This window comes from Variovorax sp. PAMC26660 (genome assembly GCF_014302995.1).
GTDB lineage: Bacteria > Pseudomonadota > Gammaproteobacteria > Burkholderiales > Burkholderiaceae_C > Variovorax.
Genome location: NZ_CP060295.1, coordinates 4,370,924 through 4,384,149 on the forward strand (window position 1 = coordinate 4,370,924; position 13,226 = coordinate 4,384,149).

At 64.6% G+C, this 13,226-nt stretch carries 17 protein-coding genes; 12 read left to right on the forward strand and 5 right to left on the reverse strand.

Annotated elements, in window-relative coordinates:
* From H7F35_RS20445 to H7F35_RS20455, 3 genes are all read left to right on the forward strand, one after another.
* Positions 1–609 (forward strand): trimeric intracellular cation channel family protein, encoded by a 609-nt coding sequence (locus tag H7F35_RS20445; RefSeq protein ID WP_187108416.1) that lies wholly within the window; start codon positions 1–3, stop codon positions 607–609.
* Between the two features lie 125 nt (positions 610–734).
* The gene (locus H7F35_RS20450; protein WP_093434743.1) at positions 735–1,379 is read left to right on the forward strand and encodes a DUF47 domain-containing protein; all 645 of its coding nucleotides are present in this window, start codon (positions 735–737) and stop codon (positions 1,377–1,379) included.
* A gap of 14 nt (positions 1,380–1,393) precedes the next feature.
* Positions 1,394–2,404, forward strand: coding sequence for an inorganic phosphate transporter (locus tag H7F35_RS20455; RefSeq protein WP_187108417.1), 1,011 nt, complete (start codon positions 1,394–1,396; stop codon positions 2,402–2,404).
* Between the two features lie 3 nt (positions 2,405–2,407).
* On the opposite strand, the gene H7F35_RS20460 is transcribed toward H7F35_RS20455, so the two are convergent.
* Positions 2,408–2,854: a hypothetical protein gene (locus H7F35_RS20460; RefSeq protein ID WP_187108418.1), complete on the reverse strand. Its 447-nt coding sequence runs from the start codon at positions 2,852–2,854 to the stop codon at positions 2,408–2,410.
* A complete protein-coding gene (locus tag H7F35_RS20465; protein ID WP_187108419.1) occupies positions 2,851–3,375 on the reverse strand; it encodes a GNAT family N-acetyltransferase in 525 nt (174 codons plus the stop codon). Before H7F35_RS20465 ends, H7F35_RS20460 begins: the two co-directional genes overlap by 4 nt.
* 183 nt (positions 3,376–3,558) lie before the next feature.
* Here H7F35_RS20465 and rpsP point away from each other — a divergent pair, with 183 nt between their 5' ends.
* The 8 genes from rpsP to H7F35_RS20505 all read left to right on the forward strand — a co-directional run bounded on the left by rpsP (position 3,559) and on the right by H7F35_RS20505 (position 9,712).
* Complete coding sequence (gene rpsP / locus H7F35_RS20470; RefSeq protein ID WP_187108420.1) at positions 3,559–3,822, forward strand: 30S ribosomal protein S16; 264 nt, start codon at positions 3,559–3,561, stop codon at positions 3,820–3,822.
* Positions 3,823–3,838: 16 nt separating this feature from the next.
* Complete coding sequence (gene rimM, locus H7F35_RS20475) at positions 3,839–4,393, forward strand: ribosome maturation factor RimM (protein WP_187108421.1); 555 nt, start codon at positions 3,839–3,841, stop codon at positions 4,391–4,393.
* A gap of 16 nt (positions 4,394–4,409) precedes the next feature.
* Positions 4,410–5,156 carry a tRNA (guanosine(37)-N1)-methyltransferase TrmD gene (gene trmD / locus H7F35_RS20480; RefSeq protein ID WP_187108422.1) on the forward strand — a complete coding sequence of 249 codons (747 nt, stop codon included), beginning with the start codon at positions 4,410–4,412 and terminating at the stop codon, positions 5,154–5,156.
* Positions 5,157–5,267: 111 nt separating this feature from the next.
* Positions 5,268–5,645, forward strand: coding sequence for a 50S ribosomal protein L19 (rplS, locus tag H7F35_RS20485; RefSeq protein ID WP_187108423.1), 378 nt, complete (start codon positions 5,268–5,270; stop codon positions 5,643–5,645).
* Positions 5,646–5,769: 124 nt separating this feature from the next.
* Positions 5,770–6,510, forward strand: a complete 741-nt coding sequence (locus tag H7F35_RS20490) for a CoA pyrophosphatase (protein ID WP_187108424.1) — start codon at positions 5,770–5,772, stop codon at positions 6,508–6,510.
* A gap of 52 nt (positions 6,511–6,562) precedes the next feature.
* Complete coding sequence (locus H7F35_RS20495) at positions 6,563–7,564, forward strand: CobD/CbiB family protein (RefSeq protein ID WP_187108425.1); 1,002 nt, start codon at positions 6,563–6,565, stop codon at positions 7,562–7,564.
* Between the two features lie 16 nt (positions 7,565–7,580).
* Positions 7,581–8,663: a histidinol-phosphate transaminase gene (gene hisC / locus H7F35_RS20500; protein WP_187108426.1), complete on the forward strand. Its 1,083-nt coding sequence runs from the start codon at positions 7,581–7,583 to the stop codon at positions 8,661–8,663.
* A gap of 23 nt (positions 8,664–8,686) precedes the next feature.
* On the forward strand, positions 8,687–9,712 hold the full coding sequence (locus tag H7F35_RS20505) for a hypothetical protein (protein WP_187108427.1): 1,026 nt from the start codon (positions 8,687–8,689) through the stop codon (positions 9,710–9,712).
* Positions 9,713–9,721: 9 nt separating this feature from the next.
* On the opposite strand, the gene rsgA is transcribed toward H7F35_RS20505, so the two are convergent.
* From rsgA to H7F35_RS20520, 3 genes are read right to left on the reverse strand one after another with little or no spacing between them, the layout of a single operon-like run.
* Positions 9,722–10,681 carry a ribosome small subunit-dependent GTPase A gene (gene rsgA, locus H7F35_RS20510; RefSeq protein WP_187108428.1) on the reverse strand — a complete coding sequence of 320 codons (960 nt, stop codon included), beginning with the start codon at positions 10,679–10,681 and terminating at the stop codon, positions 9,722–9,724.
* 12 nt (positions 10,682–10,693) lie between these two features.
* Positions 10,694–11,041, reverse strand: a complete 348-nt coding sequence (locus H7F35_RS20515; protein WP_187108429.1) for a 4a-hydroxytetrahydrobiopterin dehydratase — start codon at positions 11,039–11,041, stop codon at positions 10,694–10,696.
* Between the two features lie 34 nt (positions 11,042–11,075).
* Entirely contained in the window at positions 11,076–12,335 is a 1,260-nt protein-coding gene (locus tag H7F35_RS20520; protein WP_187108430.1) for a M48 family metallopeptidase, read from the reverse strand.
* 59 nt (positions 12,336–12,394) lie between these two features.
* Between H7F35_RS20520 and orn the strand changes: the two genes are divergently transcribed.
* Positions 12,395–12,991, forward strand: a complete 597-nt coding sequence (gene orn, locus H7F35_RS20525; RefSeq protein WP_187108431.1) for an oligoribonuclease — start codon at positions 12,395–12,397, stop codon at positions 12,989–12,991.
* The last annotated feature ends 235 nt before the right edge of the window (positions 12,992–13,226 follow it).

The window sequence follows — 13,226 nt, forward strand, 5'->3', positions numbered from 1 at the left end:
GTGCTGCTCTACGTCCTCGATCTCGCCGGTGTGGCGGTCTTCGCGGTCAGTGGGGCATTGGGGGCCGGCCATGCGGGGCTCGACTGGCTGGGCGTGGTGGTGATCGCTTCGGTCACCGCGGTGGGCGGCGGCACGCTGCGTGACCTGCTGCTCGACCGCCATCCGGTGTTCTGGATTCGAGACACCCGCTATGTCTACGTGATCCTGGCGGCAGCGGCGCTCACGATCGCGTGGGTGCACCTGATGCCGCTGCCCGAGCACGCATTGGCCGTGGCCGACGCACTGGGGCTCGGCTTGTTCGCCATCACCGGTGCACAGGTGGCCGAGGAGCGGCGCCTGCCGGCCGTCATCGTGATGCTGGTCGGCACCATGACCGGCGCGGCCGGCGGCCTGTTGCGCGACGTGTTCACCGCCCGAATTCCGTTGCTGCTGAGCAGTGGCATCTACGGCTCGGCCGCCATCGCGGGCATTGCGGCCTACCTGCTGCTTCAGGCGGTCGGTGCGCCGCGCCGCTGGGCCTTTCATGCGGGCGTGCTGCTGATCGTGGCGCTTCGCATGGGCGGCATCTACGGTGGCTGGCACCTGCCGGTTTTGCGCTTGCCGGCCTGAATTTCGAGCGTTTCAGGGGTCCCGAAAAGCCGGTCCGAACGGGTCAGGCTTGCGCGCCCGTTAAACTTCGCCGGTTTTTCATGAAGGCGTCATGAAATTGTGATTGACGCATCCCAGGAGTTTCCATGTTCGGCAAGCTGCTGCCCCGCGAGGGCAATTTCTTCGAGATGTTCAACCAGCACGCCGAGCGCATCGTGGAGGCGGCGAGGGCGTTCGAGCAACTCGTCGCCAACTACAACGACGTGCATCTGCGAGAGCAGTACAACCGCGATGTCGACAACGCCGAGCGCGCTGCCGACCGCGTGACGCATGACGTCAACCGGCTGATCCACAAGACCTTCATCACGCCCATCGATCGTGAGCAGATCCACAAGCTCATCAACACGATGGACGACGTTGCCGACCTGATCCAGGACTCGGCCGAGACCATGGCGCTGTACGACGTGCGCCACATGACCGACGAGATCGTGCGCCTCACGGCCCTGAGCGTGAAGTGCTGCGACCGCCTGAAGGACGCCGTCAAGTTCCTCGGCAAGATCGCCGACCCGGCCGTGGCCGAGGCGGTGCTCAAGACCTGCGAGGAAATCGACCGCCTCGAATCGGACGCCGACCGCGTGATGCGCAGCGCCATGAGCAAGCTGTTCCGCGAGGAGCCCGATGTGCGCGAGGTGATCAAGCTCAAGGCAATCTACGAATTGCTCGAGACGATCACCGACAAGTGCGAAGACGTGGCCAACGTGATCGAGGGCATCGTCCTCGAGAACTCCTGAGCGGGTAGCCATCGATGGCAACGGTTCAGGTCGCCCTTTGGGTGGTGATAGTGCTGGTCGTGCTCGCGATCCTGTTCGACTTTATGAACGGGTTTCACGACGCCGCCAATTCGATCGCGACGGTGGTGTCCACCGGCGTGCTCAAGCCGGGGCAGGCCGTGGTGTTCGCGGCCTTCTTCAACCTGATCGCGATCTTCATCTTCCACCTGAGCGTGGCGGCCACGGTGGGCAAGGGCATCGCCCAGCCTGGGGTGGTCGATGTGCATGTGGTGTTCGGCGCGCTCATCGGGGCGATCAGCTGGAACCTCGTGACTTGGTACTACGGCATTCCGAGCAGTTCCTCGCATGCGCTGATCGGCGGCATCGTGGGTGCGGTGATCGCCAAGACGGGCACCGGCGGCCTGGTGGCCTCGGGCATCTGGAAGACGGTGGCGTTCATCTTCGTGTCGCCGCTGCTGGGCTTCCTGCTGGGCTCGATGATGATGGTTGTGGTGGCCTGGGGTTTCCGGCGCGCCACGCCTTCGCGCGTGGACCGCTGGTTCCGGCGGTTGCAGCTGGTTTCGGCCGGTGCCTACAGCCTGGGTCACGGCGGTAACGACGCGCAGAAGACCATCGGCATCATCTGGATGCTGTTGATTGCCACCGGCTATGCGTCTGCCAGCGATGCGACGCCGCCGAGCTGGGTCATCGTGAGCTGCTACACCGCGATCGCGTTGGGCACCATGTTCGGTGGCTGGCGCATCGTGAAGACGATGGGGCAGAAGATCACCAAGCTGAAACCGGTGGGCGGCTTCTGTGCGGAAACGGGCGGCGCGCTGACGCTGTTCCTGGCGACGGCGCTGGGCATCCCGGTGTCCACCACGCACACCATCACGGGCGCCATCGTCGGTGTGGGCTCTGTGCAGCGCGCGAGCGCGGTGCGCTGGGGCGTGGCTGGCAACATCGTCTGGGCGTGGATCTTCACGATCCCCGCCTCGGCCTTCGTTGCCGCGATTGCCTACTGGGTCAGCATGCAGTTGTTCTGAGGACTACTGTGAAATCTTCCGGCCTTCTTCGATCTGGTGCTCGAAGTAGCGCTGGAAGCTGAACACGATGCTGGCCATCAGGATCGTGCTGCCGAAGAAGAGCGAGAGCACCACGGCGCCGATGGTGAACCAGTTCGTCTGACCTGGTTTGGCATCCGTCGGTGCGCTTGCGTTGAAGCGGGCATTCCATTTCTCGGGCGTCATGAGGCCATAGATGATGGCCATCAGCGCGCAGCCTGCAATGGTGAAGCCCAGCAGTGGAATCAGCCCCCAGCTCAGCCCGTCGTCCACGCCGTACATGCGCACACGCTCGATGCCGTAGATGCCCAGCGCCGTAGGAATGGGCAGCAGCCAGCCGAGCAGGTCGCCCATGCCGCGCAGGTAAAAGCGGTGCAGCCCCAGGGGGCCACCGAGGAAAGAGAGCCAGGCTGCGGTTGTTTTGTTTTTCATTCGGGTTTTGTTGTGCTGCCTTCGCCGAGCACTTTTTCCATCAGGACCACGTCGCGCCATTCTCCGAACTTCCAGCCGCAATCCTTGAGTACACCCACGTGGGTGAAGCCCTGGCTGCGGTGCACGCCGACCGAGCCGGCGTTGGCGGAGTCGCCGATCACCGCGATCAGCTTGCGAACGCCGACAGCCTCGGCAGCCTGCGAGAGCGACGCCAGCAGCTTGGCACCCAGACCCTTGCCGCGTGCTGACTCCGACATGTAGATCGAGTCTTCGGCCGAGAAACGGTAGGCCGGGCGCGGCTTGAACCAGTTGCAGTAGGCAAAGCCCAGCACCTCGCCACGTTCTTCCGCGACCAGGTAGGGCAGGTTCTTGCCGAGCACGTCGGCGCGGCGTGCAGCCATGTCGGCGGCCGAGGGCGCCTCGGTCTCGAAAGTGCCCGTGCCGTGCAGCACATGGTGGGCGTAGATGGCCGTGATGGCCGCGACGTCGTCGTCGCGGCTGGGGCGAATGGTGAGGGTCATGCGGTGGAAAAGAGACGGCGCGGAGCCGAATATTCGGAGAAAACGCGGAGCGGGCTATAATCGCAGGCTTTTCAGCGTGTCGCTGGCCGGGTGGCCATGTCGCGTGTCTCGACGCTGGAAGAACATTGTGACCGGGCCTTCTCAGCTAGAGAGTCGGCCTGTTGCACCACCCAAGGATAAATCATGGTCGTCATTCGACTTTCCCGCGGCGGCTCCAAAGGCCGTCCGTTCTTCAACATCGTCGTGTCGGACAAGCGCGTTCGCCGCGATGGCCGTTTCATCGAGCGCCTGGGTTTCTACAACCCGACCGCAAAGGAAAACGAAGAAAGCATCCGCATTGCCCAGGACCGTCTGACCTACTGGAAGAGCGTTGGCGCCCAGGCTTCGCCCACGGTCATGCGCCTGATCAAGCAAGCTGCAGCCGCAGCGCCCAAGGCGGCGGCTTAAGCCGTCCCGCACGGCGATGTTGCCCACACTCGAAGCCGCCGAATTGCCGGCGGATGCGATCGAGGTAGGACGCATCGCCGATGCATGGGGCATCAAGGGCTGGTTCAAGGTTCTTCCCCATAGCGCCCAGCCCGAGGCGCTTTTCTCTTCCAAGCGCTGGTTTCTGCAGGCTCCCGGAGCCTCTGCAAACGCCGCTTTCCGGCTCGCGATTCGCGAAGCCAAAGAACACTCCGACAGCATCGTTGCCTCGTCCGAAGACGTGCCTGACCGCAATGCGGCCGAGGCCCTGCGCGGCGCGCGCATCTTCGTGCCGCGCTCGAGCTTCCCGACGGCGAGCGTCGACGAGTATTACTGGGTCGATCTGATCGGCCTGTCGGTCGTCAACCGCGAAGGCGTGGTGCTCGGCACGGTGCGCGAACTGCTCGCCACCGGCCCGCAGACCACGCTGGTGCTGACGGCCGAAGAAGACGGCAAGGCCATCGAACGCATGGTGCCCTTCGTCTCGGTCTTCGTCGACAAGGTCGACCTGCCCGGCCGGCTGATCACGGTCGACTGGCAACCCGAATACTGATTCGGGTCTTGCGCGCATGCGCTTCGACATCCTCACCCTGTTTCCCGAGCTGTTTGCGCCCTTCATGGCCAGCGGCGTGACGCGCCGCGCCTACGAATCGAAGCAGGTCGAGGTCGTGCTCTGGAATCCGCGTGATTTCGCACAAGGCAATTACAAGCGTGTGGACGATCGCCCCTTCGGCGGCGGTCCCGGCATGGTGATGATGGCGGAGCCACTCACCGCCTGCCTCGACGCGGCCATGGCCGCGCGCGGCGCGCAGGCGCCTGTCGTGCTGTTTTCTCCCATTGGCGAGGCGCTGCGCCATGAGGCGGTCGAACGCTGGTCCGCTAGCGAGGGCGCAGTGCTGGTTTGCGGCCGTTATGAAGGCATCGACCAGCGCTTCATCGATGCGCGCGTCACCCATCAGATCAGCCTTGGCGACTTCGTTCTCTCGGGTGGCGAGATTGCCGCGATGGCGTTGCTCGATGCTGTCGCCCGGCTGCAGCCCGGTGTGCTCGGCGACGAGGCCAGCCACGTGCAGGACAGCTTCAACCCCGCGCTCGATGGCCTGCTCGATTGCCCGCATTACACGCGGCCCGAGCAATGGAACGGGCAGGGCGTTCCCGCGCCGCTGCTCTCGGGCCATCATGCGCAGATCGAGCGCTGGCGGCGCGACCAGCGCCTGGCCATGACAGCCGCGCGGCGCCCCGACCTGATCGATGCAGCCCGTGCTGCCGGCCTTCTGGGCAAGGCCGACGAGGCCGCGCTGAAAAAAAAGCTATAATCTTCGGCTGCCCGATCCTCTGCCCGGCCGCGCCTGGTCTTTTCGTCGCTCAAGCGATGGATGCCAACAGCGCCTTTTGTGTAGCCCGACACGATCGAACATCAGGAAATCATGAACCTCATTGAAACCCTCGAGCAGGAAGAAATTGCCCGCCTCGGCAAGACCATTCCTAATTTCATGCCCGGTGACACGGTCATCGTCAGCGTGAGCGTCGTCGAAGGCACCCGCAAGCGCGTGCAGGCCTACGAAGGCGTCGTGATCGCCAAGCGCAACCGTGGCCTCAACAGCGGCTTCACCGTTCGCAAGATCTCCAGCGGCGAAGGCGTGGAGCGTACGTTCCAGACCTACAGCCCGCTGATCGCCGGCATCGAAGTCAAGCGTCGTGGCGATGTGCGCCGCGCCAAGCTGTACTACCTGCGTGAACGCAGCGGCCGCTCGGCACGTATCAAGGAAAAGCTGCCGAGCAAGTCGACGGCTGCAGCCAAATAAGCTGCTCCTGTCGTGCAAGAAAAGCCGCCGCTCTGGCGGCTTTTTGCATTGGTGCTTCGCACAAAAGACAGCGTCACCTTTTTACGCTCTACTCCACCTACCCTGTTACCGGCCAACGCATCTCTTGACCACCACTTCCGTCCCCGCGCAATCCTTGCCCCTCGAACCCGTGAATGCCGTGGTCCCGCCCACGCTGCTGCAGTTCGACCCGCGCGAGGCGCCCTTCATGGATGGCAGCGATGGTTTGCCGGCGGTATCGCCCGCGCAACTGACGGCACAAGCGCTGCGGGCACGCTTTGCCACGCCGCCGGAGTGGACGCCCGAGTTGCGCCGCGAACCGCGAATGGTCGACCGTGCACCGGCGCAAGCGGCCGTGCTCGTGCCGATCGTGCAGCGCCCGCAAGGCGCGACCGTGCTGTTGACCGAGCGCACCACGCACCTGTCGAACCATTCGGGCCAGGTGGCGTTTCCGGGCGGACGTGTCGATCCGGAAGACGCCAACATCGCGGCCGCCGCATTGCGCGAGGCCTGGGAAGAGGTGGGGCTCTCGGCGCAATTCATCGAAGTGCTGGGGAGCCTTCCGACCTACACCACGGTGACCTCGTTCATCGTGACGCCGGTGGTTGCGCTGGTGCAGCCCGACTTCGAGCTCACGATCAATCCCTACGAAGTGGCCCAGGCCTTCGAGGTGCCGCTGGCCTGGCTGATGGACCCCGCCAACCATCGCCGCCATGCCGTGAGCGCCACCGACGGCCGCAAGCGCGAGTGGTACTCGATGCCTTACCAAGATGGGCCCGACGAACGCTTCGTCTGGGGTGCGACCGCCGGTATGCTGCGCAATCTCTATCGCTTCCTCGCTGCTTGAATCGGGTTTGAATTCGGCCTGAATCTTCAGGCTCTCTCGCTATCATCGAAGGATGAGCTTCTTTGCCATCCTGTGCGCGTTGCTGATCGAGCAGGTGCGGCCGTTGGGCCCGCGCAACCCCGTGTACGGCAGCGTTCTGGCGTGGACACGCTGGACCAGCCGCAACTTCGACGCGGGTAAGCCGCATCACGGTTGGATCGCATGGGGGCTTGCCGTGTTCTTGCCCACGCTCGTGGCGCTGGGCGTGCACTGGCTGCTGGTGCTCACATTGGGCCTGCCGTTCGCAGTGCTCTGGAGCATCGCGGTGCTCTACGTCACGCTGGGCTTTCGCCAGTTCAGCCATCACTTCACCGACATTCGCGATGCGCTCGACGAAGGCGACGAGCCGCTCGCGCGCTCGCTGCTGGCGCACTGGCAGGGTGTCGATGCCGCCGACTTGCCACGCAGCGAAATCGTGCGCCACGTCATCGAGCATTCGGTGATCGCTGCGCATCGCCATGTGTTCGGCGTGCTGGCCTGGTTCTCGGTGATCGCGGCCATCGGTCTCGGGCCGGCCGGCGCGGTGTTCTATCGCATGAGCGAGTTCGTTGCGCGCTACTGGGCGCACAAGAACGGCGCTGCGGTGCAACCCTCGAGCGTGTCGGTGCAAGAGGCCGCAGACGGCGCCTGGCACGCGATCGACTGGCTGCCGGCGCGCATCACGGCCCTGGGTTTTGCCGTGGTCGGCAGCTTCGAGGAAGCGATCGATTGCTGGCGCAACGACGCGCGGCGCTTCCCGAACGAGAACGATGGTGTGATTCTGGCCGCCACCTCCGGTGCAGTGAATGTGCGTCTGGGCGGCGGCTCGCTGAGCCCCATCCCGACGCTCGACCCGTTGCCACGCGCGCAAGCCGGCGATTCCATTGCGGACGGTCGCCCGCCCGACAGCGGCAGCACGCCGGGGCGCGAGCCCGAGCCCGGCCACCTGCGCAGCGTGGTCGGCCTAGTCTGGCGCTCGGTCGTGATGTGGATGGTGCTGCTGGCCTTGCTCACACTCGCTCGCCTGCTGGGCTGAGCGACCGGAAAACGCCATGACCACCGCAGTGCCGGTCTTCTGGAGCCCGCGCATCGGCGCGCTCGAACCCTACGTGCCCGGCGAGCAGCCGCACATCCAGAACCTCGTCAAGCTCAACACCAACGAGAACCCGTACCCGCCGTCGCCGAACGCCGTTGAGGCGATCCAGCGTGCGGCCGCGAACGGCCTGGAGCGCTACCCCGATCCCACCTCGCTCGCGCTGCGTGAAGCGGTCGCGCGCCGGCACGGGCTGCAGGCCGATCAGGTCTTCGCGGGCAACGGCTCGGACGAAGTGCTGGCACACGCCTTCTTCGCTTTCTTCCAGCAGGCCGAGCCATTGCTGATGCCGGATGTGAGCTACAGCTTCTACAAGGTCTATGCCCAGCTCTACGGCATTGCCTGTGAGCTGCAGCCGGTCGATGACGGCCTGCGCATCGATGTCGAAGCCATCGCGGCGCGCGCCCGTCGCGGCTGCGGCGGCATCGTGCTCGCGAATCCGAATGCGCCCACCGGCATCGGGCTGCCGCTGTCGCGCATCGAGCAACTTCTCGCGTCTTGTCCCGATCGCGTGGTGCTGGTCGACGAGGCGTACGTCGATTTCGGCGGCGAGAGCGCGCTGCCGCTGATCGGCAAGTACCCGAACCTGCTCGTGGTGCACACCCTCTCGAAGTCACGTGCGCTGGCCGGCCTGCGGGTCGGTTTCGCCTGTGGCCAGTCGCACCTGATCGACGCGTTGGTGCGCGTCAAGGACAGCTTCAATTCCTACCCGCTCGACCGCTTGGCATCGGCGGGTGCCGTGGCGGCACTCGATGACGAGGCGTGGTTCAAGACCACCTGCGACAAGATCGCCGACACCCGCGAGGGGCTCAGCCTCCAGCTCGAAGACCTGGGTTTCGACGTGCTGCCCTCGCAGGCCAATTTCGTGTTCGCGCACCATCCGCGACGCGACGCGGCCGAACTGGCGGCGCTGCTGCGTGAGCGCGCGGTGCTGGTGCGGCACTTCAAGCAGCCGCGCATCGCACAGTACCTGCGCATCAGCATCGGTACGCGCGAGCAGTGCGGCGTGCTCGTGCAGCACCTGCAAGAAATCTTCACCTGAAACCCCTGAGAGAAGTTTTGTCGATGTCGAGCATTCCCACCGATCCGCGCGCTGTCGCCTGCGCATCTTTCTGGCAAGCCTTGAGCGACCGCCTCGAGAGCCTGCGTTCCTTGTCGGGCCACGAACTGGTGGGGGCGCTGAATGAGCTGCTGCAGCCCTTCTTTCCAAATCTGGCGGCCGAGGTGATGGGCGATCCGCCAGCCTTCAAGCTCGTGTTGACGGCGCAAGGCGCCGAGGACGATTTCGAAGACCTCATGGCGCTGGTGCAGAGCGCGCCCGCGTTGCCCCAGGTCGAAGTGGAGGCCTTCCGGCAGCGAATGAGCGAAGGTTTCAGTATGCGCATGAACGACTTCGAGCTCGCTTGCTCGGACGTTCTCGTGAAGCAGGAGCCCTACAGGGGCCGGGTGGCGCTGGAGATCGGCTTTGCCAAACCCATTCCAATGGACATGCGCGACCACGCGCGCCACATGAGCCTGATCATGCTCGACCACATTCTGGGCGAGTACGACTTCGCCGTGAAAGTCGGTGCGGTCGACCATATCGAGGCCGATGCACATGCGAGTTTCGATGGTGTGCCGCTCGATGATTTCGTGCATCTGTTCGACGCGTGCTGGCGCGAGGATCTTGGCCACACCGGCGTGTTTCCCACCGGCGAGCATGACTGGTCCGGCCTGACCGCCACGCGCACGGCCGAGGACGGCAGCGAGGTCGAGGCGGTCGTGATGCGCAACGATGCCGCGAATGCGCTGCTCGGGCGTGCGGACCTGGGGCATCGGCTCTCGGCCGCCATCCCCGTCGAATCGGGTGAAGAGCTGGACGAGGCGCGTGTCTACGAAGACCGGCTGACCGCACTGCTGCAGACGCACGGGGAAGGCTGCTGCACGCACGTCGTGCTGGAGGAGGGTGTTCGCACCATCCACTTCCACGTGGCCAATCCGGAGGCGGCGATTGCGCATGCGCAATCGCTTCAGGTGGAGTCGGAGTTGCCGGTCAGGCTTGACCTTGCGTTCGATCCGACCTGGAAGTCGTATCGCGTCTGGCTGAGCTGACGCCCGGCTTCAGTACCGCTTCTGGCTCAGCTCGGCGAACAGCTCGCCGTAGATCTTGTAGCGGCTGGCGCTGATGGCGCCCGGCGCCGTGTTTGCGGCCGAAGCCACGTTGGCGATCACGCCGCAGCCCGGCTCGTGCAGGTGAGTGCAGTTGTAGAACTTGCAATCGCCCATGTGCTCGGCAATGTCGGGCATCAAGCCGGCAAGCTGCATCGGCTCGATGTGATTCAGTCCGAACTCCTGGAAGCCCGGCGAGTCGATCAGGCCGGTGGTGCGCGCTTCGTCGATCCAGTACCAGGTGGTGCTGGTGGTCGTGTGCTTGCCTGAGTTCAGCGCCTGCGAAATCTCTTGCGTCAACACGGTCGCGCCGGGCACCAGCAGGTTGGTCAGGGTGCTTTTGCCCGAGCCTGAGGGCCCGAGCACAAGGGTGGTTTTGCCAGAAAGAAGCTTCATCAGCGAGGCGTAGTCCGCCTCGCCCGAAGCCTTCAGCGACAGCGGCAGCACACCGTGATGCATGCGGCGATAGGGCGCCAGCTTGTTCCACGCACGCCCGAAGGGCTCGACGAGGTCACTCTTGTTGAGCGCGATGATCGGTGTGATGCGCTCGGCCTGCGCCGCGATCAGCGCACGCGCCAGTTGATGCTCTGAGAACTCCGGCTCGGCCGCGATCAGGATCAGCACGTGGTCGAGGTTGGCCGCAAAAGATTTGGTGCGAATCTCGTCCTGTCGATAAAAGAGGTTGCGACGCGGCAGCACCTCTTCGATGGTGCCTTCGTCCTCGGTGGCCTGCCAGCGCACGCGGTCGCCGACGACGGCCTGGCTCTTCTTGCCGCGCGGGTGGCAGATCAGCCGCTCTCCGGCTGGCGTTTCGACAAGGCAATGACGCCCATGGCTGGCAACGACGAGACCATCGTGGAGTGTCTTTGCAGCAGTGGCTGCAGAGGCAGTGGCGCGGGCCGGTTTAGCCACAGGCGCGTTCCGTCATGCGGCGGAGCTCGCGACCAGCGCGTTGGCTTGTCGTGCGCAATCGAAGTCGGTGACCGACAGGCCGCCCACGTCATGCGTGTTGAAGCGCACCACACAGCGGTTGTAGTGCACCGACAGGTCGGGGTGATGGTCTTGCGTGTGCGCCACGAAGGCCAGCGCGTTCACGAAGGCGATGGTCTCGAAGTAGTTGGCGAAGGTGAAGGTCTTCTCGATGGCGACATCGGCGCCGTCGCCCGTGAGCTTCCAGCCCTCGAGCTGGGCGAGGCCCGAAACGATCTCGGTGGCGCTCAGCGCCTTGCGGGGAATGTTTTTCCAGTCTTTGGGCTTGAACATGCTGCTCATGAGGGGCTTCGGCAAAAGGTTGTTGATGCGGTGGTCATGCCGCCGTCATGCGCGCCAGGCGCTCGGAGGCAGGCGGATGGGAGTAGTAGAACTTGACGAACACCGGATCGGGCGTGAGCGTCGATGCGTTGTCCTGGTAGAGCTTGAGCAGGGCGGCTGACAGATCGGCGCCGCTGGTCTGGGCCACCGCATAGGCGTCGGCCTCGAACTCGTGCTTGCGCGACAGGCGTGCGGGCAGCGGTGCAACGAAGAAGCCGAACACCGGCACGGCGAGCATGAACAGCAGCAGTGCCAGCGCGCTGTTGGGCGCGGTCATGTTGGGCTGCACGCCCAGGCCCGTGTAGAACCACACCTGGGTCGAGACCCAACCCAGCAGGGCGAAGCCGGCGAGGCTCAGCGCGAACATGGCGACCAGCCGCTTCACGATGTGGCGGTGCTTGAAGTGGCCGAGTTCGTGCGCGAGCACCGCTTCCACTTCCCCGGCGTTGAGCTGGCGCAGCAGCGTGTCGTAGAACACCACGCGTTTGCTCGCGCCAAAGCCGGTGAAATAGGCATTCGCATGGGCGCTGCGGGTGCTGCCGTCCATCACGAACAGGCCCTTGGCCGCGAAGCCGCAGCGCTTCATCAGCGCCGTCACGCGTGCCTTCAGCGTCGGGTCATCGAGCGGCTTGAACTTGTTGAACAGCGGAGCAATGAAGGTCGGATAGATCAGCATCAACAGCAGGTTGAAGCCCATCCACGAAGCCCAGGCCCACAGCCACCAGAGGGTTCCGGCTGCGCCCATGAGCCACAGGATCAGCGCTGCGATAGGCAGCCCGATCAGCGCACCGAGCAGCGTCGACTTGGCGGTGTCGGCCAGCCAGAGCTTCCAGGTCATCTTGTTGAAGCCGAAGCGCTCTTCGAGCCTGAAGGTCTGCCAGAGCGTGAAGGGCAGCTCGAGCAAGCCGCCGATGACAGCGAAGGCCGCCAGCAGCACCAGTTGCTGCACCATGCCGCCGCCGATCCACACCAGCAGCAGCTTGTTGAGCACGTCGAGCCCGCCGAGCAGTGTCCAGCCCAGCAGCAGTGCGGCGCTCCAGGCCATTTCGACGAGGCCGAAGCGCGCCTTGGCGATGGTGTAGTCGGCCGCCTTCTGGTGGGCGGCGAGCGTGATGGTCTGGGCGAAGGCGGCCGGCACGGTGCCGCGGTGCCGCGCCACGTGGCGCACCTGCCGCGAAGCCAGCCAGAACTTCACGAGCAGGCCTGCAACCAGCGCGACCGCAAAGGCAATGGTGAAGATGAGCGAATAGGACATGGAGCGCGGAGTTTAGCCCTCGGTATCTGCAGGCGCGGGCCGTCGGCGACAATCCCGCGATGCCTGAATCCATTGTCCCGACGCCCCCCGCAGCCACGCCCACCCTGAAGAAAAGCGACCAGAACCTGGTCTGGCTGGACTGCGAAATGAGCGGCCTCGACCCCGAGAAAGAGCGCCTGCTCGAAATCGCCGTGGTTGTCACCGGCCCCGACCTGACGCCCCGCATCGACGGCCCCGTGCTTGTCATCCATCAAAGCGACGCCGTCCTCGACGCCATGGACGCCTGGAACAAAGGCACCCACGGCCGCAGCGGGCTGATCGACAAGGTGAAAGCCTCCACGCTCGACGAAGCGGCCGCCGAGCAGCAACTGCTCGAATTCATCGCCAAGTACATCCCCCGCAGCGGCTCGCCCATGTGCGGTAACACCATCGGGCAGGACCGGCGCTTCCTGGTCAAGTTCATGCCCAAGCTGGAGGCGTACTTCCACTACCGCAACCTCGACGTCAGCACCCTGAAGGAACTGGCCAAGCGCTGGAAACCTTCGGCCTACAGCGCCTTCAAGAAACAGCAGGCGCACACCGCGCTGGCCGACGTGCACGAGTCCATCGAGGAACTCGCCCATTACCGCGAAACCTTTCTGCGCCTGACCGATTGACAAGGGATTAGGTAAAAACCCGAAGCCGTGCCATAATCGCAGGCTTCGCTGGTTTGAATAGGTCTTAGGACACAGATCAGCGTCTCTTGCATCTCCCTATCTTGCACACCGCGCCCGATCGCATCCGCTGATCAAAAAGGGCCACAGCCTCAGGCGTTAGCCAGAAGCTGAATGTCGTTGGATGGTTGATGTTTTTAACCACCAACGGGGCGCCGCCTACGGCAGCGCTCGCGTT

Coding starts and splice junctions, on each gene's coding strand:
- H7F35_RS20460 (WP_187108418.1), bottom strand. CDS start 2,854: ATGAAAAACAAAACAACCGCAGCCTGGCTCTCTTTCCTCGGTGGCCCC.
- rpsP (WP_187108420.1), top strand. CDS start 3,559: ATGGTCGTCATTCGACTTTCCCGCGGCGGCTCCAAAGGCCGTCCGTTC.
- H7F35_RS20450 (WP_093434743.1), top strand. CDS start 735: ATGTTCGGCAAGCTGCTGCCCCGCGAGGGCAATTTCTTCGAGATGTTC.
- H7F35_RS20505 (WP_187108427.1), top strand. CDS start 8,687: ATGTCGAGCATTCCCACCGATCCGCGCGCTGTCGCCTGCGCATCTTTC.
- rplS (WP_187108423.1), top strand. CDS start 5,268: ATGAACCTCATTGAAACCCTCGAGCAGGAAGAAATTGCCCGCCTCGGC.
- H7F35_RS20515 (WP_187108429.1), bottom strand. CDS start 11,041: ATGAGCAGCATGTTCAAGCCCAAAGACTGGAAAAACATTCCCCGCAAG.
- trmD (WP_187108422.1), top strand. CDS start 4,410: ATGCGCTTCGACATCCTCACCCTGTTTCCCGAGCTGTTTGCGCCCTTC.
- orn (WP_187108431.1), top strand. CDS start 12,395: ATGCCTGAATCCATTGTCCCGACGCCCCCCGCAGCCACGCCCACCCTG.
- rimM (WP_187108421.1), top strand. CDS start 3,839: ATGTTGCCCACACTCGAAGCCGCCGAATTGCCGGCGGATGCGATCGAG.
- hisC (WP_187108426.1), top strand. CDS start 7,581: ATGACCACCGCAGTGCCGGTCTTCTGGAGCCCGCGCATCGGCGCGCTC.
- H7F35_RS20495 (WP_187108425.1), top strand. CDS start 6,563: ATGAGCTTCTTTGCCATCCTGTGCGCGTTGCTGATCGAGCAGGTGCGG.
- H7F35_RS20465 (WP_187108419.1), bottom strand. CDS start 3,375: ATGACCCTCACCATTCGCCCCAGCCGCGACGACGACGTCGCGGCCATC.
- H7F35_RS20455 (WP_187108417.1), top strand. CDS start 1,394: ATGGCAACGGTTCAGGTCGCCCTTTGGGTGGTGATAGTGCTGGTCGTG.
- H7F35_RS20520 (WP_187108430.1), bottom strand. CDS start 12,335: ATGTCCTATTCGCTCATCTTCACCATTGCCTTTGCGGTCGCGCTGGTT.